Consider the following 23,316-nt stretch of genomic DNA (forward strand, 5'->3'; position numbering starts at 1 on the left):
CCCGGGCATGGTCAAGGCCCCGCCGCGAACGACGGGGCCCAGATCAGCTCCCCCGGCTGGGCTCGAACCAGCGACCCTTCGATTAACAGTCGAATGCTCTGCCAACTGAGCTACGGAGGAAAGGCACCGGATTCGGCGCACGAGGAGATACTCTATCAAAAGATTCGAGATTTGTTGGAACTCCTTCGGGATATGCTGGGTGGACAATGCATCTCAAAAGCCTGACCCTGCGAGGATTCAAGTCCTTTGCCTCGGCCACGACTCTCAGATTCGAGCCCGGCATCACCTGCGTTGTCGGCCCCAACGGCTCCGGCAAGTCCAACGTCGTCGACGCGCTGTCCTGGGTGATGGGCGAACAGGGTGCGAAGAATCTGCGCGGCGGAAAGATGGACGACGTGATCTTCGCCGGAACCTCGAAGCGTCAGGCATTGGGCCGCGCCGAGGTGGCCCTGACCATCGACAACACCGACGGAGCCATTCCCGTCGACTACACCGAAGTCACGATCTCCCGCACGCTGTTCCGCACCGGGGGAAGTGAATACGCCGTCAACGGGACCCCGGCACGACTCCTTGACATCCAGGAGCTGCTCAACGACTCGGGTCTGGGCAAAGAGATGCATGTCATCGTGGGGCAGGGTCGTCTCGACGCGATTCTGCACGCCGATCCGATCGAACGTCGCAGCTTCATCGAAGAGGCCGCCGGCGTCCTCAAACACCGCAGACGCAAGGACAAGGCCGTCCGCAAACTCACCGGCCTGCAGACGAACCTTGATCGCCTCTCCGATCTGCGGACCGAACTCAACCGGCAGCTGGGGCCGTTGGGGCGCCAGGCCGAAGCCGCGCAGAAGGCCGCCACCGTCCAGGCCACCCTGCGCGATTCCGCTGCACGACTGCTGGCCGATGACACGGTGCGCCTGCAGGCCTCCTTGGCCTCCACCTCGAGCGCTGAGGGCGAGGACGGCAGCGACCGCATCGGCGACCTCGAGCATCGCCGCTCCCGCACTGAGCAGCGACTGCAGGAGATCGAGACACGTCTGGGCACTCTTGATGCCGAGCTCGAGGACCTGCGCACCGCCGAATCACGGACACAGACCCAGATCGTGCGTGCCAAAGGAATCGCCCAACGTGCCGAGGACAAACGCTCACACCTGCTCTCCGAGGTCGCGAGTCTGGGCCGCCGGGAGACGAAGTCGCCCGAAGAGCTGAGGTCCCAAGCCGAGCACCACAAAGAGGAGCTTCGCACCGCGGAGGGGGCGGTCGAGGAATCCGCGGCAGCACTGGACCGCAGTCAGATGCGCAAAGAAGAGCTTGCACTGGCACTGAAGAAGGCCGAAGACGAGGTCAAAGCCACACAGCTGGCCATCACCGAGGCGATCAAGAACAGGTCGGCACTGCAGTCGAAGAGCTCCCAGGCGCGTGAGCGCATCAGCGACCTCACGGCTCGGATCGAATCCAACCGGGCAGAGATCGACACCGCATCGACCCGCATCACCGAACGCCGCGAGGAACTGAGCACCGCTGAGGCGGCCGTCGAAGGGGTCGAGGCAGGAGAGAGCGAACTCGACACGGAGTACGAAACCGCCAAGGACGCCCAGACCACGCTGGAGACCGACCTCGAGGGACTGCAGGCGCAGAAGGCGAAGACCGCATCGGAGCTGGCATCGGCAGAGGCCCGAGCAGAGGCGCTGTCCCTCGGCACAGCCTTGGAAGCCGATCTCGAGGACATCGTGAACGCGGATCTGCCGGGAGTCGGCTCCGCTGTGACCGAGCGGCTGTCGGTGGCCAATGGGTTCGAGATGGCCGTGGCGGCAGCCCTGTCGAACACGGTCTCAGGTGTGCTCGTCGACTCCGCTCAGGTAGCACTGACAGTGCTCGACCACCTCGGCGAGGACACCAATGTCCACCTGACGATCCCGGCAGGGGCGAGGATGGGCGCTGCAGCAGGCGCCGGCGCAGGTGCCGGCAAGGGCTCGAACCAGGTGACCAGCACGAGCTCAGCGGCTAAGAAACTGCCTGAACTCAGCGGGACCGACGACGGCGCACCGTCGGTCCGGTGGCTCAGCGATGTGGTCAGCAGCGATGTGCCCGAACTGAGCGAACTGCTGAACTCCGCGCTGGAGACGGTCGTGTGCGTCGACGATGCCGCCGGCGCGCTGTCCATCATCGACTCCCGCCCCGAACTCACGGTGGTCACCCTCGGCGGTGAGATCCTCACCGCGACCCGGGTCAGCCGGGCACGCACCGCCTCTGGCACCCGCCTGGCCTCACAGACCGCGCTCGAGGAGACTCGCTCCTCCATCACCGAACTGGAGCAGGACCGGACCCGAATCGATGCGGACATCGCCCGGGTCGAGGCGAAGCTGGCCGAGGCGAAGGCGGCAGCTTCCGCGGCGCTCAAGAAACTGCACTCTTCGGACGCGGCGATCATGGCCGCCGGGGAGGAGGTCTCCCGAATCACGGGCGACATCACCACAGCCCAGACTCGCCTGCAGCGAGCCAAGGACAACGAAGCGGAGCTCGCGACACGACTGGAGACGGCCGAACGCGAGGCCCGCACCGCCGAATCCGCACTCGCCGGGGCAGACGAGGTCGAAGAGGTCGTCGACACCTCCGAACGGGATGAACTGAGCCGGAAGGTGTCCCAGTCCTCCGAAGACGTCATCGAGACCCGAATCAGTCACAAGGCGGCCACGGATCGGGCTCGATTCCTCTCCGAGCGGGTCGACTCCCTGCTTCGCCAGGCCACGGCAGAGGAGACCGCACGCGAGCAGACTCAGCGGACGATTGCACGCAAGAACAGATCGGCCGCCTCTGCGCTGCTCATCGTCGAGACCGCACAGAACGCGACCTCAGCCGCAGAGACGACGGTGTCCGAGCTCGGCTCCGAGATTCAGGTCCTCGTCGAAGAGCGCGGGCAGCTGCGGGAGGAGAAGGGCCGCCTCGGCGAGGAATTGGGCACCACGCGCACAGAACTGCAGCGACTCAAGGACGCTGCCGCCGAAGCCGAACTCGCCAAGGAACGATTCCGACTCAAACTCGAAGAGATCGAGAACCGGGCGGGGGAGGAGACCGGACTCGGCCTCGAGCGGCTGGTCGAGCTCTACGGCCCTCATATTCCGGTCCCGGCCTTCGACGACAGCGAGGAGGAACGCCCCTATGTGCGTTCCGAGGTCGAGAAACGACACAAGCAGGCGGCCGCCGCCCTCAAACGCATCGGAACGGTCAACCCGCTGGCACTCGAGGAATACGAAGCACTCAAGGAGAGGCACCAGTTCCTCGAAAAGCAGATCACCGACATCGAGTCCTCGAGGAAGGACCTGATGAAGCTCGTCGACGAGGTCGATCGGCACGTCGAACGGGTCTTCGCTGAGGCCTATGCGGACACCGCGCGGGAATTCGAAGACATCTTCTCCCGCCTGTTCCCCGGCGGTGAGGGATCCCTGAGCCTGACCGACCCCAACGACATGCTGACCACTGGAGTCGACGTCCACGCCCGGCCTGCAGGCAAGAAGGTCAAGCGACTGTCCCTGCTCTCCGGCGGTGAGCGGTCACTGGTCGCCGTCGCCATGCTGGTCGCGATCTTCAAGGCCAGGCCCAGCCCGTTCTACGTCATGGACGAGGTCGAAGCCGCCCTCGACGATCTCAACCTGTCCCGCCTGCTGACCGTGTTCGAAGAGCTGCAGGACTCGTCTCAACTCATCGTCATCACCCACCAGAAGCGAACGATGGAGATCGCCGATGCACTCTACGGGGTGACGATGCACGGAGATGGCGTGTCGAAGGTCATCTCGCAGCGGATCCCATGAGCGGCAGCCATTCGCGGGAGGCCGATTCGGCAGAGATGTCCAGGGGAGTCCCAGGGAACTCTCCAACAGGCTCACGGCCCCTGAACACGAATGTCGTGGATTTGAACGATAGACTTGAGCGCAGGGAAGCATTGTCGAAAAGCTTGAGGAGCGGGACGTCCATGGCCGAGTCGGCTGAATCACGAGGTGACTCGCGAGCATGAATGCAGTACTCGTCGTCATCGTCGGACTCGCCGTATCGTTCGCGCTGGCCCTCATCGTCGTGCTCCTCGTCGCACTGCCGGGCCTGAGGGCTGAAGGTCGCCTGAAGTACTCATCCGATGTGCAGCGGTTTCGACTGCCGGGGCAATGGACCGGGTACGACGACGAGGTCCACGAATTCTTCGGTCATGACGACGGCACCTCCCACCTGGCGACTCGGGAACAGGCCGCGGTCACCGCGATTCGGGACCACTCCTATGTCCTGCGGCCCCAGCCGCGCCGTCACGCCGCACCCTCACTGCTGACGGTGAGGCCGCGCACCCGTCATTGGAAGATCCCTGAGTCCGGCACAGGGTGGAGAACCACAGCCGGCCTGCTCTTCGGCAGCCGAGGTTCCTGACCGGACCACACGACATCATCACACGCGCCCCGAGACAGCGGGGCGCTGGGGTGCGGGCCACCGCAACGCACAACGGCCTCGAGCCGATGCGTGCAGCACGGCCGGCTCAGCACCCCTGACCGGCGGTCACCGCGCGAGAACGTGGGACCAGGGAAGGTAATCAAAGGAGGACGTACGTCAATGGATCAGCCGATCATATTGCTCATCGTCGCAGCCATCGTCTTCATTCTGGTCGTCGGGCTGGGCATCACCCTGCGCGTCAACGCCAAGAAGAAGGGGCTGCGCGATGAACGCAGCATCGACGCCGATGTCACCGGCGAACGGGGGATCGACGACATCTCCGAGGCGGTCGCCAAGGAGAAGGCTGCCACACGCGGATCCGAGGTTCCCACCGAACCTGGGAACCGACTCGTTCGTCTGCGCGAACGCCTCGCGAAGTCCAATTCCGGACTGGGCCGCGGGCTGCTCAGCCTGCTCTCGCGTGACAACCTCGACGAATCGACCTGGGAAGAGATCGAAGACACCCTCATCCTCGCCGATGTCGGAGTCGATCCGACCACCGAACTCGTCGACAGACTGCGCGAACGCGTCAAGGTCCTCGGCACCCGTGAACCGGAAGAGGTCAGGGGACTGCTTCGGGAAGAACTCATCAAACTCGTCGATCCCTCCATGGATCGTGAACTTGCCACCGCGGGCACCGACGGCGACCCAGCCGTGATGCTCGTCGTCGGAGTCAACGGTGCCGGCAAGACGACGACCGTGGGCAAGATCGCCCGTGTGCTCGTCGCTGAAGATCAGAGCGTGCTGCTGGGTGCTGCCGATACGTTCCGTGCCGCGGCCGCCGAGCAGCTGTCCACCTGGGGCGGTCGCGTCGGCGTGGAGACCGTCCGCGGCGAAGAGGGTGCCGACCCCGCCTCTGTGGCCTACTCCGCCGTCGAACGCGGCAAGGAGGACGGCACCGACGTCGTGCTCATCGATACGGCCGGACGCCTGCAGAACAAGATCGGCCTGATGGACGAACTCGGCAAGGTCAAGCGTGTGGCCACACGCCCTCTGGGCGAGGGACACGAGATCGACGAGGTGCTCCTCGTCCTCGACGCCACGACCGGGCAGAACGGCATGCAGCAGGCCAAGGTCTTCGCCGAGGCGGTCAACATCACCGGGATCGTGCTCACCAAACTCGACGGCACCGCCAAGGGCGGAATCGTCGTGGCCGTCCAGCGTGAGCTCGGGGTTCCGGTCAAGCTCATCGGCCTCGGTGAGGGTGCCGACGATCTGGCGCCGTTCACGGCCGAAGGATTCGTCGACGCACTGCTCGACTGACCGTATTCTCCAGTGTGAGAGCGCCTGTGTCACATGCTGGAAACATGATCGACTCACTGGTGTGACATCCGTCATGGACACTGTCACTGTTCGGTTCCAACCGGAGCCGACAGAGACGTGAAAGAGACGACATGGAACTCGACGCAGTGAATGTTTGGATGATGGTCGCGGCCGGCCTGGTTCTGCTCATGACCCCTGGTGTGGCCTTCTTCTACGGCGGCATGACCCGAATCACCTCGAGCATCAACATGATGATGATGGTGTTCTCGGCAATGGCGATGGGCGGGCTCGTCTGGGTCCTCTTCGGATACGGACTGAGCTCAGGGGGCTCCGTGCTGGGGATCGTCGGCAACCCGCTGTCCCAGATCGGCCTCGCCGACGCAGTCGCCAACGAACCCGAAACTCTCATCTCCATCGGCTACGGCTCCACCTTCGCGATGATCGCGATCGCACTCATCGCCGGTGCCGTCGCTGATCGGGCGAAGTTCTCCACCTGGCTGGTCTTCGCCGGGCTGTGGGTCACCGTGGTGTACTGCCCTCTGGCCTTCATGGTCTGGGGCGACGGACTGCTCAGCGAGTCGGGTGTGATCGGCAGCGCCTTCGGGCCCGCGATCGACTTCGCCGGCGGAACGGTCGTGCACATCAACGCGGGAATCTCCGCTCTCGTGCTCGTCGTCGTCATGGGCCGCCGGGCCCGCTATTCGACACCGCACAAACCCCACAACATTCCGATCACCGTTCTCGGCGCGGCGCTGCTGTGGTTCGGCTGGTTCGGATTCAACGGTGGAGCCGCCTCGACGATCGAGCAGGCCGGACTGATCTGGGTCAACACCCTGGCCGCCCCTGCCGCCGGAATGATCACCTGGATCGCAATCGAGCGGATACGGGCGACTCGCCCCAGCAGCATCGGCAGCGTCTCCGGCGCGATCGCTGGTCTCGTGGCCATCACCCCCGCCTGTGCGAACGTCGAACCGTACGCGGCGATCATCATCGGAATCGCAGCTGGTGCGGGAGCCGTGCTCGCTGTGGAGGCGAAGAACCGCCTCCGCTACGACGATGCTCTCGACGTCGTCGGCGTCCACCTCGTCGCCGGTGTCATCGGCACCGTGATGATCGGACTCTTCGCGGTCCCGAGCGCTGACTCGGCCGCCGGGCTCTTCCACGGTGGAGGACTCGGGCTCCTCGTGTCGCAGATCGTGGCCACGGTCGTGGCCCTGATCTACGCCGGAGTCGTGACCCTGGTGATCGCTCTCGTCCTACGGAAGACCATGGGGCTGCGCATCGACCCCAGAGACGAGCTGGCGGGCATCGATGCCTTCGAACACGCGGAGCAGGCCTACTCGTTCCGCTGAGTCCCGAAATCTCTCGCCAAGGGGCCGGTCGGTGTCACCGGCCGCCTCGGTGAGGGGGAGTGCGAGGCGGTTGTGGGCGCTTTCCCAGCTTTCTCGGTTTCAGTCGGACACCGGTGAGTTGTTAGGCTAGGGAGTCGACCAATTATCGTGAAGAAGGCTTGTACGTGTTTAATTCTCTCTCCGACAGGCTCACCGCGACGTTCAAGAACCTGCGCGGCAAGGGCCGGCTGTCCGAAGCCGATGTGGATGGCACCATCCGCGAGATCCGGCGCGCCCTTCTGGACGCCGACGTCGCCCTGCCCGTCGTCCGCGCATTCACCGGACGCATTCGCGAGCGGGCGCTGTCCGAAGAGGTCTCAGGTGCGCTGAACCCGGGCCAGCAGGTCGTCAAGGTCGTCAACGATGAACTGGTCGGCATCCTCGGCGGGGAGACCCGTCGCCTGAACTACGCGAAGCGCCCGCCCACGGTCATCATGCTCGCCGGCCTGCAGGGCGCGGGTAAGACCACTCTGGCCGGTAAGCTCGCCTATTGGCTGAAGTCCGAAGGTCACCGTCCGATGCTCGTCGCCGCCGATCTGCAGCGTCCGAACGCGGTCAACCAGCTCGAGATCGTCGGAGAGCGTGCAGGTGCCTTCGTCTACGCACCAGAGCCCGGCAACGGCGTCGGCGACCCGGTGCAGGTGGCCACCGATTCGCTTGAAGTCGCTAAGTCGAAGCTCCACGATGTCGTCATCGTCGACACCGCCGGTCGTCTCGGCATCGACGAGGAGCTCATGCAGCAGGCTGCCGACATCCGCTCGGCAGTCAACCCGGATGAAGTTCTGTTCGTCATCGACGCGATGATCGGTCAGGACGCGGTGAAGACGGCCGAGGCCTTCCTCGAAGGCGTCGACTTCACGGGTGTCGTGCTCTCGAAGCTCGATGGTGACTCTCGCGGCGGTGCCGCGCTGTCCGTCGCCGAGGTGACCGGAAAGCCGATCATGTTCGCGTCGACCGGTGAGTCGATGAAGGAATTCGAGCAGTTCCATCCCGATCGGATGGCTGACCGAATCCTCGATATGGGCGACATCATGACCCTCATCGAGCAGGCCGAGAAGAACTTCGATGAGAAGGAGACTGCGAAGCTCCAGAAGAAGGTCGAAGCCGGTGAAGACTTCGACCTCAACGACTTCCTGACGCAGATGTCGGGCCTGAAGAAGATGGGCTCGATGAAGAAGATGTTGGGCATGATGCCCGGCATGAGCCAGTACAAAGATCAGCTGGAGAACTTCGACGAACGCGAAGTCGACCGCGTCGAAGCCATCGTTCGGTCGATGACTCCGGCAGAGCGCACCAACCCGAAGATCCTCAACGGATCGCGTCGGGCGCGCATCGCCAAGGGTGCAGGCACCACAGTGACCGCGGTCAACCAGCTGATGGAACGATTCACTCAGGCGCAGAAGATGATGCGCGGGATGACTCGCGGCGGCGGTATGCCCGGAATGGGCGGAGGCGGCGGCATGCCGGGTATGGGTGGTATGCCCGGAATGGGCGGAATGCCCGGCGGCGGAGCGAATCGCAAGAAGAAGGCTGTGGGGAAGAAGAAGGGCCGCAAAGGCGGCCAGTCGGGCAACCCCGCCAAGCGTGCCCAGCAGGCTCAGGCGCTTGAGGACAAGAAGTCCGGCAAGACGAAGGATCCGGTCGGCTCGGCCTTCGGAGGCGTCGATCTCGACGGTGACGAAGACTTCGATATGAAGAATCTGCCGAAGGGCTTCGGCGGGATGTTCCCAGGTGGAAAGTAATAGGGCTTTCTGGCACAATTGAGTCTTGTACTTTTGCTTCCGATGTGGGCCCTCTCTTCCACGTCGAAGTGATAGTCCAGGTCACAGACTCCAACAGGTCAACCCCACGATTCTTCTGGAACCTCTGTGCAACAAAAACACAAAAGGAGACACCACTAAAGTGGCAGTCAAAATTCGCTTGACCCGCATGGGCAAAATCCGTGCACCGTTCTACCGCGTCGTCGTGGCCGATTCGCGCACACGTCGCGATGGTAAGGCCATCGAACAGATCGGCATCTACCACCCGACACGCAACCCTTCGGTCATCGAGATCGATTCGGAGCGTGCGCAGCACTGGCTCTCCGTCGGTGCTCAGCCGACCGATCAGGTTCGCACCCTGCTCAAGCTCACCGGAGACTGGCAGAAGCACACCGGCATCGGCGAAGCAGTGAACACTGTGAAGCCACAGCCGGAGAAGGAAGCCTACGTGGCTCCCACTGCCGGATCGGTGATCAAGGAGGCCATCACTCCTAAGGGTTCGGACAAGGCTGCGGAAGCACCTGCTGAGTCTGCTGAAGAAACAGCACCTGCTGCTTCCGAAGAGAGCGCTGAAGCCTGACATGTTGGCTGATTCGCTCGAACACCTGGTCCGCGGCATCGTCGATCATCCAGACGATGTTGCTGTTCGATCCCGCTCGTCACAGCGTGGGACCACGCTCGAGGTTCGGGTTCACCCGGAAGACCTCGGTCGTGTCATCGGTCGCGCGGGGAGAACCGCAAAGGCTCTGCGCACCGTGATCAACTCTCTTGCCGGCCGCGAGTCGGTGCGAGTGGACCTCATCGAGGCGTAACACCTTCATCGGGAAAGGGGGACGCGGCGTGTCATCGCCGCGTCCCCCTTTCCTGTATTCACCGGACTGCTGTCGGCTAGTCACCGGACTTCAGTCGGCTAGTCACCGGACTGCTGTCGGCTAGTCACCGGACTGCAGTCGGTGACGATGGTCGTTGCAATCCGGATGCGGCGCAGATATGCCGAACCCAGCGGACTAAACTGTGTGCTGGAAGTGAATGCGGACCCGCATCGTTACGGTCACTCGCACCTTCACACAGATCTTCACACGCACGAATCTGAGCGCTGTCATGAACGAGCGCTTTCATGAACACGAGGAGCAGTATGGACACGGTGATCGCCCGGTTGGGCAAACCGCACGGCATCAAAGGCGAATTCACCGTCGAGGTGCGCACCGACCGGCCGGATGAGCGATTCGTCCCCGGCCAGACCTACTCGACCGATCCCGATATCGGTGAGCTGACTCTGACGTCGGCGAGGTGGCACCGGGACCGTCTGCTGCTGAGTTTCGATGAAGTCCCCGATCGGAATCGGGCAGAGGAGATCCGCAACACCCTCATCCTCAGTGATCAGGTCGAGGATGAGGTCGAGGATGACGCCTGGTACCTCGAAGACCTCATCGGGCTTCGCGTCCTCGAGGGTGAGACACAGGTCGGGGAGATCGTCGACGTGACCAACGGCACCGCCCAGGATCTGCTCCACATGAAGCACATCGACGGACACCAGGCGCTCATTCCCTTCGTCACTGAGATCGTCCCCGAGGTCGACGTTGAAGGCGGATGGGTCAGAGTCACGCCTCCGGCTGGTCTCTTCGACGCCTCGTGAGTCCAGCCATGAAGATCGACGTCGTCTCCATCTTCCCGGAGTATCTCGCCGGGCTTCAGCTCTCCCTCATCGGCAAGGCCGTGGATCAGGGGGTGCTCGACCTGAACGTGCACGACCTGCGTGACTTCACCTTCGACCGGCACAACACCGTCGACGACTCACCGTACGGTGGGGGCGCCGGAATGGTGATGAAGGCCGAGCCGTGGGCGCTGGCACTCGAGCACATCCTCGGCGGGGGATCTCTTGGGACAACCAGCGTCGAGCAAACGGACGGTGCAGACACCGGCGACAAGGAACCTGCCGCAGCAGGCAAGCCGATCCTCATCGTGCCCAGCCCTGCCGGCCCCGTGTTCAACCAGCGCATCGCAGAGGAACTCTCCGACGCCGACCACCTCGTGTTCGCGTGCGGACGATATGAGGGGATCGACCAGCGAGTCATCGACTGGTCGGCCGAACATTTCGATCTTCGCCCCATGAGCATCGGAGACTATGTGCTCAACGGGGGAGAGGTCGCCTCGATGGTGATGATCGAGGCAGTCAGCCGCCTCATCCCCGGAGTCATCGGCAACCCCGAGTCACTGACAGAGGAAAGCCATGAGGACGGACTCCTCGAATACCCGATCTACACGAAGCCGGCCAGCTGGAGAGACCGGGACGTGCCCGAGATCCTGCTCAGCGGAAACCACGGTGCGATCGCACGGTGGCGCAGGGACCGCAGGCTCGAACGCACAGCCGAAGTCAGGCCGGATCTGCTGGCTGAACTCAACGGTCTCGACAAGCATGATCGCGCCGTTCTGGGGCGGTTTGAGTCCGGGGACGATTCCGTGAAAGAATAGGTCGTCGCGTTTGTTGGCATTCACCTGCTTCAGGGGGATGGATGCCCAAGACCGTTCTCAGATGCCAGCATCGGAGAATTTCGGGGAGTGATCCCGACAGACGATCCAATCACCGGTTCAACCGGTCCGATATGCGTGTCCTCGACCTGAAGCTGGGGACACATGGAGAAACACAATGCAGAAGCTTGATGTTGTTGATGCAGCCTCGTTGAAGTCTGACGTTCCTGAGTTCCGCCCAGGCGACACCCTCAACGTTCACGTGCGCGTGATCGAAGGATCGCGTTCGCGTATCCAGGTGTTCAAGGGAATCGTCATCCGTCGCCAGGGCGACGGAATCCGCGAGACCTTCACCGCTCGTAAGATCAGCTTCGGCGTCGGAGTCGAGCGCACCTTCCCAGTGCACTCGCCGATCGTCGAGAAGCTCGAAGTCCTCGCCCGCGGTGACGTTCGTCGCGCCAAGCTGTACTACCTGCGCGAACTGCGCGGCAAGGCTGCACGCATCCGCGAAAAGGCCTGATTATTGCCTGGCACTGTGGGTAAAGATCACGCCGTGCCGAATAACCAAGAGAACGCGACCTTCGGGTCGCGTTTTCTTTATTCGGGCCGCCTCTGGAAGATCGTGGCTGTCATCGCGATTCTCATCATCGTCATCGGCGGATCGGTTCGCGGGTTCCTCATCCAGCGGTTCACGATCCCCAGCGAATCGATGGAGCCGACTCTCGACGTCGGCGATGACATCACCGTGTGGCGTCCCGATGCGCTGAGTTCAGACATCCAACGCGGAGACATCGTCGTCTTCGACGGCCGTGGCTCCTTCGTCGACGATGCTCTGCCGACCCCGCTGCAGAAGGTGGGTTCATGGGTGGGGCTCGGGAACCGAGACGTCTACTACGTCAAACGCGTCATCGCTCTCGGCGGTGACACACTCCAATGCTGCGATGCGCAGGGGCGGCTGCTGCTCAACGACGAACCCCTGGAGGAGGACTACGCGCCGCACCCCGCCTCATCCACCGAATTCTCGACCGAAATCCCTGCCGACACCATGTGGGTGATGGGGGACAACCGGAACAATTCTGCAGACTCGCGGGCACTGATGGGCAAGCCAGGAGGCGGATTCATTCCGCTCGACCGTGTCATCGGGCCCGTGATCGGGCATGGTTCCTCGGTCGACTGAGATGATCGCCGCCTGAAAGATGCCGCGGCGGGGTGCTGGTACGCTCATTTCAGTCCCATTGCGGAACCTGTGGTCCGATGCGAAAGCGAACGAATGTCAACCGAATCAGAAGCTTCCCCACCTTCACCCTCGAAGAGATTCCTCCGTGGCCTGCTGGAGACCGCAGCGATCATTGTCGTCGCGATCCTCATCTCCACCGCACTCAAGACCTGGGTCGTCCGCTCGTTCTACATCCCTTCGGGGTCGATGATGGAGACTCTGCAGATTGATGACAGGGTCCTTGTCAATCAGCTGGCGCCGAATTTCGGGCCGGCCAACCGCGGCGACATCATCGTCTTCGACGACCCCGACCATTGGCTCAGCCCTGAAGAGGTCTCGGAGTATGAGCCCAACCCTCTCCTCGAGTTCGTCGGACTGGCTCCCGCTGACGGGGGCCAGCAGCTGATCAAACGCGTCATCGGCGTCGGCGGGGACACCGTCGAGTGCTGCGATGCGCAGGGACGCATCCTCGTCAACGGCGAACCCATCGATGAGACATACCTCGACGACGGCACCGCACCGTCGGAGGTGGACTTCAAGGTCACCGTCCCAGAGGGCCACTATTGGGTGATGGGTGATAATCGCAGCAACTCCGCAGACTCCCGGTACCACGTCGACACGCAGCCCTATGTGTCCGAGGACAACGTGGTCGGCACTGTCTTCCTCATCAACTGGCCCTTCAAACACTTCAGTTGGATGTCCAACCCCGAGTCGGTCTTCGCCGACGTCCCCGACTCCGAAGGAATCACCGGCAGCTGATGGCACAGATCGGATTGCACGACCTCAGCTGTGAGCGCGCCCTGCTCGCAGAAGGCTACGAGTTCGTCATCGGCATCGACGAGGTCGGTCGTGGGGCACTGGCAGGGCCGGTCAGCGTGGGAGTGGCCCTCTTCGACCTCAGAGAGCTCACCGGTGCCGAGGTGCCTGCGGGTATTCATGATTCGAAGCAGCTGAGCGCGCTGTCGCGTCAGGCCGCGACAGATCGAGTCAACGGGTGGGCGCGAGCCACGGCAGTAGGGGCGACGACGCCGAGCGAACTCGACGAACTCGGGATGACCATGGCACTGAACCTGGCGGGCCGTCGGGCACTGTGTGACATGCTGATGCCTCTCGTCGGCTCAGCGGTCCTTCCACCATCGACGATGGTGCTCCTCGACGGCAAACATGACTGGCTTTCAGCTCCACTCACGCTCGACTGCCTGGGGATATTCGGGCCCGCAGCAGACCTGGAACTGCCTCAAGTGCGGACCGTGATCAAAGGTGACGGCAGCGTTCCTGTCATCGCCGCGGCAAGTATTGTGGCAAAAGTGCACCGAGACGAGGCGATGATCGCACTCGCCGAGGCTCATCCCCAGTATGGTTGGGAGTCGAATGTCGGGTACGGAACCATCAGACACCGTCGGGGCATCGCCGACTTCGGCCCCAGCATTCACCACCGGAGAAGCTTCCGCCTGCTAACGGCGCACGATGCGAAGGAGGGATCGTCATGAGCACTGATGATCTGGACGATTACGAAGCTCAACTGGAGCTTCAGCTCTACAAGGAGTATCGCGATGTCGTGGGACTCTTCGCCTACGTTGTCGAGACCGAACGTCGCTTCTACTTGGCCAACCACGTTGATCTCAAGGCCCACAACGACGCCGGAGACGTCTACTTCGAACTGACTCTGCGAGACGCTTGGGTGTGGGACAGCTACCGGTCGGCGCGCTTCATCAAGACAGTGCATGTGCTGACCTTCAAAGACGTCAACATCGAGGAGATCGCCAAGAGCGATCTGGAACCACCGACGTCGATCAGGGGCTGACGGCGGCCAGCGGCCAACAGCTGATCAACCAGAAGTGATGATCTGATCAACCAGAGGCGAGGCACTCGCACGCTTAGGTCTGTGGACCGGATCTCGACCTGCACGTGATCGGCCTGTGGACGACGAGGCGCCGTCCACAGGCCGATCGTCTGCTCTTGTCACGTCTGCATCGCCGGTGGTGGTCTGTCACTCATGGGACCAACATCTGGCAGACGCAGCACAACGACACCGGGAATGCGTCAGCGCGCTCTGGGACAGACAGGGGAGGACCTGGCAGCAGAGTTCCTGCAGCGGCAGGGCATGGTCATCATCGAACGCAACTTCAGATGCCCACGGGGAGAGATCGACATCATCGCCCGAGACGGTGAGGCTATCGTCTTCGTCGAGGTGAAGACCCGCAGAACGCTTGCCCTCGGATCCCCCCTCGAAGCCGTGACCCGGGCGAAGTTGAAGCGGATCAGAATGCTGTCGGCAGTCTGGCTGCGTGGGCAGAGCGACTTCTTCGCCGCCATCCGCATCGATGCCCTCGGCATCGTCATGGAACCCGAACCCGAGTACTCACATCGCCGCAACCTGCAGGTGGACTCGTGAGCGAAGAAGCGAAGCTCAACGTGATCGGACGCGCCTCCGCCGTCGCGCTCTGGGGGCTGGCAGGCAAGATCGTGTCCATCGAAGCCTGCGTCAGCGCCGGCCTGCCGGGCATCGACATCGTCGGTCTGCCCGACGCTTCCGTGAGCGAATCCCGGAAACGACTTCGCGCCGCACTCGCCTATCTGGGGATCCCCGTGGCCACGCAGCATCTGACGATCAACCTCACTCCAGGCACGGTGCCGAAGATCGGCACCGGATTCGACCTGGGAATCGCCGTGGCCGTACTCAAAGCTCAAGGCGTCATCGACGAAACCGACACTGAATCGATCATCCACTGCGGTGAACTGGGCCTTGACGGGCGCATCCGCCCCGTCAACGGTGTGCTGCCGAGCCTGCACAGCGGCCTGCAGGCCGGCTTCGAACGATTCGTCGTGCCCGTGGGCAATCGACAGGAATCAGCACTGCTCGGGGGAACCAGGGTCCGAGCCATCGCCTCGCTGGCCGAACTGATCAACATCTACGGCGGAGATCTCACCGTCCCAATGCTGCCACCGGTCCTTGACGCCGAAACTGCCGACCCGGAAATTGCCGAACGCCACGACCTCTCCGAAGTCCAAGGGCAGGCTGAAGCACGATTCGGGCTCGAAGTCGCGGCGGCCGGTGGGCACAATCTGCTGATGCGAGGCACACCGGGAGCCGGGAAGACGCTGCTAGCCCAGTGTCTGCCGGGGATCCTGCCACCATTGGACAACCCCCAGGCGGTCGAAGTGGCGGCGGTGCGCTCGCTGCGTGGAGAGCTGCACAGCGGCGAAGGGCTCGATCATCGGCCTCCGTTCGAAGCGCCCCACCACCGCAGCACCGCCTCGGCGCTCATCGGTGGGCGCAGACCCGGGTCGATCGGAATTCTCAGCAGAGCCCACCGTGGTGTCCTCTTCATGGACGAAGCTCCCGAGTTCTCACGGGATGTACTCGAAGCACTGCGTCAGCCGATGGAGGCTCGACAGGTTCACATCCATCGGGCCTGGGGCTCCATGGTGCTTCCAGCAGCGTTCCAACTGGTGATGGCGGCGAACCCCTGCCCCTGTGGAGCTGGAATGCGCGGAGCCGACTCCACGTGCCGATGCACTCCGATGGACAAGCGCCGCTACCGCAACCGACTCTCCGGTCCTCTGCTGGATCGCGTTGACCTGCAACTCGAACTGTTCCCAGTCTCACCGGCCGACATCCGCCTCGGTGGGGCGCAGGAGGACAGCGCTGCCGTCGCCGCACGGGTCAGACTCGCCCGGCAGCGACAGGCTGACCGATACGTCGACTGTGAGTGGACGCTGAACTCGAACGCACCCGGGGCCTGGCTGCGTGAGCACTTCTCCCTGAGTCCGAACAGTCTGCGCGACCTGGACCGCGCACTCGAGACAGGAAGGATCACCATGCGTGGATACGACCGAGTGCTGAGGGTGGCAACGACCCTGGCCGACTTGGAAGGGGCAAAGGCGCCGACACCGGACAAGATCACGACGGCGCTGGCTCTGAGGACACAGGACTCATGAACGACGATATTAAGGACGACGACATTATTGACGACGAGAGTGGAGACATTCGAGCGGCTGTGGCCGCCCTGCTGAGGATCGGCGAACCCGGCGACGGACTGCTCACAGGACTCGTTGACGAGATCGGTCCGATAGCAGTGCTCAAACTGATCCGGGCCGTGGCAGCTGGAACATCATCGGCGGCCGAGGCCGCCGACAGCCTGACGCCGATCGTGAACGTGGTCGCGGGCAGCGGACAGCTCGGAGAGGCACTCGACCGGTGGGCCGTGCGAGGCGAGGATGCGCAGGGACATCGCGACCTCGAGGCAGTGCAGAGACTGGGCGGGCGGCTCGTCATCCCCAGCGACGACGAATGGCCGACTGCTCTGAGCGACCTCGGACCGGCGGCACCACTGGGACTGTGGGTCAGGGGCAAGGCACGACTGAACGCAGCGCTGCAACGGGCAGCCGCTATCGTTGGAGCACGAGCGGCCAGCAACTACGGCACCAAATGTGCCTCAGACCTGGCCTGGGATCTGGCAGCGAGGGGCCTGACCATCGTCTCCGGCGGAGCATTCGGGATCGATGCGGCCGCCCACCGGGCAGCCATCGCCCGCGACGGCACCACGATTGCCTTCATGGCTGGGGGAGTCGACCGGTTCTATCCGGCGGCCAACACCGAACTGTTCCACCAAGTGCTTGAGTGTGGAGCGATCGTGTCCGAAACCGCTCCCGGGATGACTCCGATGCGACACCGCTTCCTGCTCCGCAACCGTCTGATCGCCGCCTCGTCCCAGGTCACCGTCATCGTCGAGGCCGGTTGGCGCAGCGGAGCACTCAATACCGCCCGGCACGCACTCGAGCTTTCACGTGAAGTCGCGGCATTCCCTGGATCCGTGTATTCGGCGTCGTCGACGGGCACCCACAGACTCATCCGGCACCATGAAGCGGAGTTGGTGACCAGCTGCGAAGACGTCATCGAACTCATCAGTGAGGCCCAACCGAAGCTGTTTGACGACGGTAGCCTTCCATTCGAAGACCCGCGCCCCCTGTCCGAAGGCCCGCGCCTCCACTCCGAGGGACCGGGCCGGTCGCCGGCAGATCCGATCGATGACCTCGCCGAACGAGAGAAGATCTGCCTCAATGTGCTCTCGGCGACCAAGGCGCTGGATGTCGGAACCGTGGCGGCTCGGGCTGGACTGACAGTGCCGAACACACTCTCCGCGCTCGCAGTCCTCGAACTCGCCGGTCTGAGCGCTCGCCGCGATTCCGGCTGGGTCAAACTGCGCAGACAGAAATGATTCTTTGAGCAGAAATGACTCTTTGAGGCAGACAGTGATGAGATGTCGAAGCAGAACGAGATGAGTCCTCGTTAAGGAGCCGCTGAGTGAAGGTCCACCGCGTGGCCCGGGCGATCGCGTAACCTGGGGCTGTGACCCCTCCCATGACCATCGCCGAGGTGGTGTCCGGCTATGCCGACCACCTGAGATCACGCGACGTCTCCGCCCACACCTCGCGGGCCTACATCTCAGATGTCACAGACTTCTTCGACCACGCGGCCCACTCGCCGGCTGCCCGCACCCGAGCGATCACCTCCGAGCCCAGTGTGGGCGACATCGATCTCAACGATCTGCGTTCGTGGCTGATCACCCTCGACGATGCCGGAGCGGCGAAATCGACCGTGGCCCGGAAGATCGCAGCCGTGAAGTCCTTTTTCGCCTACTGCGTGAACCACCAGGGACTGACGAACAATCCGGCGGCGCGCCTGCGGACTCCCAAGAAGGACTCTCGTCTTCCCACCGTCCTCAAACCTCAGCAGGCTGCCGATCTTGTGTCCCGGGAGCGTGCTGCTCACACCGAGGCTGACAGCAGCGATCCAATTGACGCAGCTAAGTGGGCCAGGGACGCAGCCATCCTGGAGATGCTCTACGCCACGGCAGTGCGCGTATCAGAGCTGACCGGGCTGAACCGCAGCGACGTTGACCATCAGCGCTCGATGATCACTGTCCTGGGCAAGGGGAACAAGGAACGACGCGTCCCCTTCGGCAAACCAGCCCAGTCGGCATTGCAGCAATGGCTGACACTGCGCGAGACCTTGGTCTCGAACGCCAGCGGTGATGCGCTCTTCCTTGGTGTGAGAGGCGGACGAATCGGAGCCAGACAGGTCAGAGAACTCGTTCATCGGTACGGCTCCGATGATCCCAGCGCCCCCGATATCGGCCCGCACGGGCTGCGGCACTCGGCGGCTACGCACATGCTTGACGGGGGAGCGGACCTGCGACAGATCCAGGAGCTGCTGGGGCACTCGACTATGAGCAGCACGCAGATCTACACTCATGTTTCGATGCAGCGGTTGCAGGAAACCTATCGGCAGGCCCACCCCCGGGCCTGATCTCACCCGCTGGGGGCTTCACTTTCGGAATTCCCAGTGCCACGGCTCAGGCAGCGAACCGCTCTGACGGGCCCAACCGGGATGGATCCATCCGAACTTCGGTGCGTTGGCACGCATCCACTGGTGTTCGGCGGTGCCGAAGGAGTTGATTCCGCCTCCTAGGTCGACGGCCAGCGCCCAACCGTGATTCGAGGTTCCGGGAGTCGCTGCCATCCGACCCTTGCGCCTCTTCAGGATGACCTGGGTGTCATAGTCACGGTAGGCATCCGTCACGGAGATCGGAGTCGAGAATCTGGCTTCATAGGCGTGGGACATCCGGTCGAAGGCCGCTTGGGCATCACAGCGCAGCATCTGTCCGGGTGCCGACTTCAACGCGCACATTGCAGCGGCGGGGATTCGACCATTGCGATGTCCACCCCAGGCACCTGCTCCTGATGTCGTGGAGCCCCCGGTGTGTTCCTCTGCCGGTTTGCGTGACAGCGGCAGGAGGATCGACTGCTCCTGCCCGAAGAAGCCTGCCGGGTCGATGTACTTCTTCGCACCTGCTGACTTCCAGACACCGATGTGCAGGCACGATTCGTCGCAGTGACTGCCTTCGGCAACTGTTGCTATCTCCGCACCGGCGGAAAACGCCTCACCTATCTCCAGCGTCGACTCAGCCGGTTGGAAAGAGATGACGTATCCGGAGTCCGTTTCGATGCTCATGGTCGCGGCCCCGGCCACAGAGCCGCGGAAGCGAATGGTGCCTGCAGCGGGCGCACGTACCGGTTCACCACTGACCGTGAGCACATCGATGCCACGGTGTCCCGCCAGCCATGCCTCTGAGGGCGGATCGAAAGCCTCGGTGATCTCCATCGCAGGGACGGGCGAGACCCACGTGGGTTGGGCCTCGGACGCTGGTTCGGCAGCTGCCGTCCGGCCCGGTGCCCCCACCTCGGCGAAGGTGAGGGCCAAGACGATCAGAGCCATTGCAGCAATAAGTCGAAGCCACGATGATGCCGGCCGTGATCGAACCGAGGTGGAGCGGACGGAGTGAGGAGAATCGACGAAGAAGTCCATGAACCCATGGAAGCCCGGTCGCTTCGAGATGTCAGGCGCACGGACAGCGCCTGTGGACGACCCACTGACGTGCACAGGTGAAACGAACACAAGTGGTGTGGCGATCCACAGGAGACAACGAGTAAGTGGCGAAGCGCAGCGCCTGATCAGACAGGTGCGGAGGTGCTGAAACTGAACGGCCGGGCGCACCCTCGGTGCAGATGAACCACGGTGGGGATCAGGATATCCACACCTCAGCGGACATGAGTCGAACGAGATCTCCTGTCCAGAGCGGGCCAAATGCCGGGCAGGGTGTGATGCAGCCCATTCGGCAGGTGCCGGATCGATTGGAAAAGCCTTGGGCAACGGGGATAGGATGGCCTCAGCAGAAGCGTGTCTTCTGACTACGCGTATTCGATTTCTTCTCCATCCCATGGTGCAAATAGTCCGCGAGGGCGAATTTGTGGGGCGGATGAACCGAATACCAGGAATCAACCGAAAAGGTCACTGTTGCCGACGGCTCAAAGCCGACGGACAGCACTGACGTAAAAGCGCCTTCGGGCGCAAGAGAAAGGAGGGCGTCGGCATGGCCGTCGTCACCATCCGCCAGCTGCTCGACAGCGGCGTTCACTTTGGACACCAGACCCGTCGTTGGAACCCGAAGATGAAGCGTTTCATCTTCACCGAGCGCAACGGCATCTACATCATCGACCTGCAGAAGTCGCTGGGCTACATCGACTCTGCATTCGAATTCGTCAAGGAAACCGTGACCCACGGTGGCTCGATCCTCTTCGTCGGCACAAAGAAGCAGGCACAGGAATCGATCGCCGAACAGGCCAAGCGCGTGGGACAGCCCTACGTCAACCAGCGTTGGCTCGGCGGTATGCTCACCAACTTCCAGACCATCTCGCTGCGCCTGCGCCGCCTGAAGGAACTCGAAGAGATCGACTTCGACGACGTTGCAGGTTCTTCGCACACCAAGAAGGAACTGCTCATTCTCCGTCGCGAGAAGGACAAGCTGGAAAAGACCCTCGGCGGTATCCGCGACATGCAGCGGACCCCTTCTGCTGTCTGGATCGTTGACACCAAGAAGGAACACCTTGCTGTCGACGAAGCACGCAAGCTGGGCATCCCGGTCATCGCGATCCTCGACACCAACTGCGACCCTGACGACGTCAACTACCCGATCCCGGGCAACGACGACGCCATCCGCTCGGTGTCCCTGCTGACCCGCGTGATCGCCGACGCAGTTGCAGAGGGCCTCATCGCCCGCCACTCCTCGGACGACGACAGCGGAGAGAAGAACGTCTCCGCCGTCGAACCGATGCCTGAGTGGGAACGTGAACTGCTCGAGGGCAACGCTCCTGCCTCTGAGGAAGCTGCCGCTCCAGCTGCAGACGCTGCTGAGAAGCCGGCCGCTGACGCCGCTGCTGCGGCTGAAGAGGCGACCGACGAGCCTCCAGTTGAGGCCGCTGCTGAGGCCGCTGACAAGGCGACCGAAGCACCTGCCGCAGAAGCTGCTGCAGACTCCACCGAGTCCACAGAGTCCTGATTTCCTTTAACTCCACCAACTTTTAGGAGAAAGAATGGCAAACTACACTGCCGCTGATATCAAGGCGTTGCGCGAGAAGACCGGCGCCGGAATGATGGATGTCAAGAAGGCTCTTGACGAAGCTGACGGCGATCAGTCGAAGGCCATCGAGTTCCTCCGTGTGAAGGGCCTCAAGGGCGCCACCAAGCGTGAAGGTCGCTCCACCTCCGACGGCCTCGTGGCCACACAGATCGACGGCGGCGTCGGAACGATGATCGAGCTCAACTCGGAGACCGACTTCGTTGCGAAGTCCGATCCCTTCGTTGCACTCGCCGACGAAGTTCTGGCCCTGGCCGTTGCCGAAAACGCTGATTCGGCCGAGGCTGTCCTCGAGTCCACGAAGGACGGCAAGCCCGTCTCGGAGTTCATCACCGAAAGCGGTGCGACCCTGGGCGAGAAGGTTGCCCTTCGTCGCGTCGGACGTCTCGAAGGCGCAAACGTCGAGTCCTACCTGCACCGCACGAACAAGGACCTGCCCCCTCAGGTGGGCGTCCTGCTGGCATACGAAGGTGACGACGCAACTGTCGCACACGACGTCGCCGTGCACATCGCAGCGATGAGCCCGAAGTACTTCTCCCGTGACGAGGTCCCTGCTGACCTCGTGGAGAACGAACGTCGCATCGCTGAGGACACCGCGAAGAACGAAGGCAAGCCTGAGAAGGCTCTGCCCAAGATCATCGAAGGCCGCGTCAACGGCTTCTTCAAGGAGAACTGCCTGCTCGACCAGGGATTCGCCAAGGATCCCAAGCAGTCCGTGAGCAAGGTCCTCGAAGCTGCCGGCGTCAAGGCCACCGGATTCCTGCGTTTCCGCGTCGGAGCCTGAAACACCATTGACCGTTGAGCGAGTCGCTTTCCGACCCGCCCAACAGTCGTCTCGCTTGAGAGTGAACTCATAAGCGGCTGACGGGGTCGGACCATTCGGTCCGGCCCCGTTTTCGCTACACTGGCACCGACGACTCATCCGGGCTCCTACCTGCCCAGACGGAAGAAGGACTAAATGACATCCACCCCGGTTCACGAATCCAGCTACGCCAGCAGACCAGTCCGCACCCATCGCCGCCGTGTGCTCCTCAAGCTCTCGGGCGAGGTGTTCGGCGGAGGAAAGATCGGAGTCGATCCCGATGTCGTCGCCGCTGTCGCCAGAGAAGTTGCCCCCACCGTCGACGAGGTGGAAGTCAGCATCGTCGTCGGCGGCGGAAACTTCTTCCGCGGAGCAGAGCTGTCCCAGCGGGGCATGGACCGCACGCGCGCCGACTACATGGGCATGCTCGGCACCGTGATGAACTGTCTGGCACTGCAGGACTTCCTCGAACAGACCGGCGTCGATACCCGGGTTCAGACTGCGATCCCCATGTCCCAGGTCGCCGAGTCCTACATTCCGCGCCGGGCCATGCGCCACATGGAGAAGAACAGGGTGGTCATCTTCGGCGCCGGAGCTGGACTGCCGTACTTCTCCACCGACACCGTTGCCGCGCAGCGTGCCCTGGAAATCCACGCCGACGAAGTCCTCATCGCCAAGAACGGCGTCGACGGCGTCTACACCGCCGACCCGAACATCGACCCCACAGCAGAGAAGATCAGCGAGATCACCTACCAGGAGGCGCTGCAGAAGGGTCTCAAGGTCGTTGACGCAACCGCATTCTCCCTCTGCATGGACAACAAGCTGCCGATGCACGTCTTCGGCATGGAAGGCGAAGGCAATCTGCGCAAGGCGATTGTCGGCGACAAGATCGGCACCGTAGTCAAATAAAGCCCCAGGGCACATTGCCCTGGGCACTCAGCGCCTCGAAACACCTCCTCAGACGAAA

The 23,316-nt window shown here is 62.9% G+C and carries 22 protein-coding genes and 1 tRNA gene; 21 read left to right on the forward strand and 2 right to left on the reverse strand.

Translation table 11 applies throughout. The features are described 5' to 3' along the window. Positions 1-47: 47 nt before the first annotated feature. A tRNA-Asn gene (locus JFC13_RS10800) sits at positions 48-120 on the reverse strand. Between the two features lie 86 nt (positions 121-206). Between JFC13_RS10800 and smc the strand changes: the two genes are divergently transcribed. The 18 genes from smc to JFC13_RS10890 all read left to right on the forward strand — a co-directional run bounded on the left by smc (position 207) and on the right by JFC13_RS10890 (position 18,879). Continuing rightward, complete coding sequence (gene smc / locus JFC13_RS10805; protein ID WP_198397068.1) at positions 207-3,806, forward strand: chromosome segregation protein SMC; 3,600 nt, start codon at positions 207-209, stop codon at positions 3,804-3,806. 199 nt (positions 3,807-4,005) lie between these two features. Continuing rightward, the gene (locus JFC13_RS10810) at positions 4,006-4,407 is read left to right on the forward strand and encodes a hypothetical protein (RefSeq protein WP_009885107.1); all 402 of its coding nucleotides are present in this window, start codon (positions 4,006-4,008) and stop codon (positions 4,405-4,407) included. Positions 4,408-4,587: 180 nt separating this feature from the next. Beyond that, complete coding sequence (gene ftsY / locus JFC13_RS10815) at positions 4,588-5,730, forward strand: signal recognition particle-docking protein FtsY (protein ID WP_198397069.1); 1,143 nt, start codon at positions 4,588-4,590, stop codon at positions 5,728-5,730. 131 nt (positions 5,731-5,861) lie between these two features. Next, positions 5,862-7,082, forward strand: a complete 1,221-nt coding sequence (locus JFC13_RS10820; protein ID WP_198397070.1) for an ammonium transporter — start codon at positions 5,862-5,864, stop codon at positions 7,080-7,082. Positions 7,083-7,246: 164 nt separating this feature from the next. Next, positions 7,247-8,863 carry a signal recognition particle protein gene (ffh, locus tag JFC13_RS10825; RefSeq protein WP_198397071.1) on the forward strand — a complete coding sequence of 539 codons (1,617 nt, stop codon included), beginning with the start codon at positions 7,247-7,249 and terminating at the stop codon, positions 8,861-8,863. Positions 8,864-9,023: 160 nt separating this feature from the next. Beyond that, entirely contained in the window at positions 9,024-9,461 is a 438-nt protein-coding gene (gene rpsP / locus JFC13_RS10830; protein ID WP_198397072.1) for a 30S ribosomal protein S16, read from the forward strand. Between the two features lies 1 nt (position 9,462). Continuing rightward, on the forward strand, positions 9,463-9,693 hold the full coding sequence (locus JFC13_RS10835) for an RNA-binding protein (protein ID WP_009885102.1): 231 nt from the start codon (positions 9,463-9,465) through the stop codon (positions 9,691-9,693). 323 nt (positions 9,694-10,016) lie between these two features. After that, positions 10,017-10,517: a ribosome maturation factor RimM gene (rimM, locus tag JFC13_RS10840; RefSeq protein WP_143922491.1), complete on the forward strand. Its 501-nt coding sequence runs from the start codon at positions 10,017-10,019 to the stop codon at positions 10,515-10,517. Positions 10,518-10,525: 8 nt separating this feature from the next. Next, a complete protein-coding gene (gene trmD, locus JFC13_RS10845) occupies positions 10,526-11,353 on the forward strand; it encodes a tRNA (guanosine(37)-N1)-methyltransferase TrmD (RefSeq protein ID WP_198397073.1) in 828 nt (275 codons plus the stop codon). 175 nt (positions 11,354-11,528) lie between these two features. Next, positions 11,529-11,870 carry a 50S ribosomal protein L19 gene (rplS, locus tag JFC13_RS10850; RefSeq protein WP_143922493.1) on the forward strand — a complete coding sequence of 114 codons (342 nt, stop codon included), beginning with the start codon at positions 11,529-11,531 and terminating at the stop codon, positions 11,868-11,870. A gap of 33 nt (positions 11,871-11,903) precedes the next feature. Continuing rightward, positions 11,904-12,527, forward strand: coding sequence for a signal peptidase I (lepB, locus tag JFC13_RS10855; RefSeq protein ID WP_198397074.1), 624 nt, complete (start codon positions 11,904-11,906; stop codon positions 12,525-12,527). 93 nt (positions 12,528-12,620) lie between these two features. Beyond that, complete coding sequence (lepB, locus tag JFC13_RS10860; RefSeq protein ID WP_198397075.1) at positions 12,621-13,325, forward strand: signal peptidase I; 705 nt, start codon at positions 12,621-12,623, stop codon at positions 13,323-13,325. Then, positions 13,325-14,056, forward strand: coding sequence for a ribonuclease HII (locus JFC13_RS10865; RefSeq protein ID WP_198397076.1), 732 nt, complete (start codon positions 13,325-13,327; stop codon positions 14,054-14,056). Before lepB (JFC13_RS10860) ends, JFC13_RS10865 begins: the two co-directional genes overlap by 1 nt. Next, complete coding sequence (locus JFC13_RS10870; protein ID WP_092107263.1) at positions 14,053-14,370, forward strand: DUF2469 domain-containing protein; 318 nt, start codon at positions 14,053-14,055, stop codon at positions 14,368-14,370. Before JFC13_RS10865 ends, JFC13_RS10870 begins: the two co-directional genes overlap by 4 nt. A 192-nt stretch (positions 14,371-14,562) precedes the next feature. Next, positions 14,563-14,961: a YraN family protein gene (locus JFC13_RS10875; protein WP_198397077.1), complete on the forward strand. Its 399-nt coding sequence runs from the start codon at positions 14,563-14,565 to the stop codon at positions 14,959-14,961. Then, positions 14,958-16,508, forward strand: coding sequence for a YifB family Mg chelatase-like AAA ATPase (locus tag JFC13_RS10880; protein ID WP_198397078.1), 1,551 nt, complete (start codon positions 14,958-14,960; stop codon positions 16,506-16,508). The genes JFC13_RS10875 and JFC13_RS10880 overlap by 4 nt, the downstream gene beginning before the upstream one ends. Beyond that, on the forward strand, positions 16,505-17,788 hold the full coding sequence (gene dprA / locus JFC13_RS10885) for a DNA-processing protein DprA (protein ID WP_232488465.1): 1,284 nt from the start codon (positions 16,505-16,507) through the stop codon (positions 17,786-17,788). Before JFC13_RS10880 ends, dprA begins: the two co-directional genes overlap by 4 nt. 131 nt (positions 17,789-17,919) lie before the next feature. After that, positions 17,920-18,879, forward strand: coding sequence for a tyrosine recombinase XerC (locus JFC13_RS10890; RefSeq protein ID WP_332839389.1), 960 nt, complete (start codon positions 17,920-17,922; stop codon positions 18,877-18,879). An 18-nt stretch (positions 18,880-18,897) separates the two neighbouring features. Here the strand turns inward: JFC13_RS10890 and JFC13_RS10895 are convergent, their stop codons facing one another. Then, positions 18,898-19,848, reverse strand: a complete 951-nt coding sequence (locus JFC13_RS10895) for a D-alanyl-D-alanine carboxypeptidase family protein (protein ID WP_232488466.1) — start codon at positions 19,846-19,848, stop codon at positions 18,898-18,900. Between the two features lie 655 nt (positions 19,849-20,503). Here JFC13_RS10895 and rpsB point away from each other — a divergent pair. The 3 genes from rpsB (at position 20,504) to pyrH (ending at position 23,258) form a co-directional block, all read left to right on the forward strand. Further along, the gene (gene rpsB / locus JFC13_RS10900; protein WP_198397080.1) at positions 20,504-21,469 is read left to right on the forward strand and encodes a 30S ribosomal protein S2; all 966 of its coding nucleotides are present in this window, start codon (positions 20,504-20,506) and stop codon (positions 21,467-21,469) included. 34 nt (positions 21,470-21,503) lie between these two features. Continuing rightward, positions 21,504-22,331 carry a translation elongation factor Ts gene (gene tsf / locus JFC13_RS10905; RefSeq protein WP_198397081.1) on the forward strand — a complete coding sequence of 276 codons (828 nt, stop codon included), beginning with the start codon at positions 21,504-21,506 and terminating at the stop codon, positions 22,329-22,331. A gap of 174 nt (positions 22,332-22,505) precedes the next feature. Further along, on the forward strand, positions 22,506-23,258 hold the full coding sequence (gene pyrH, locus JFC13_RS10910) for a UMP kinase (RefSeq protein WP_143922504.1): 753 nt from the start codon (positions 22,506-22,508) through the stop codon (positions 23,256-23,258). Positions 23,259-23,316: the final 58 nt, after the last annotated feature.

Origin of the sequence: Brevibacterium antiquum (assembly GCF_016107655.1) — a bacterium.
Taxonomy (GTDB): domain Bacteria; phylum Actinomycetota; class Actinomycetes; order Actinomycetales; family Brevibacteriaceae; genus Brevibacterium; species Brevibacterium antiquum.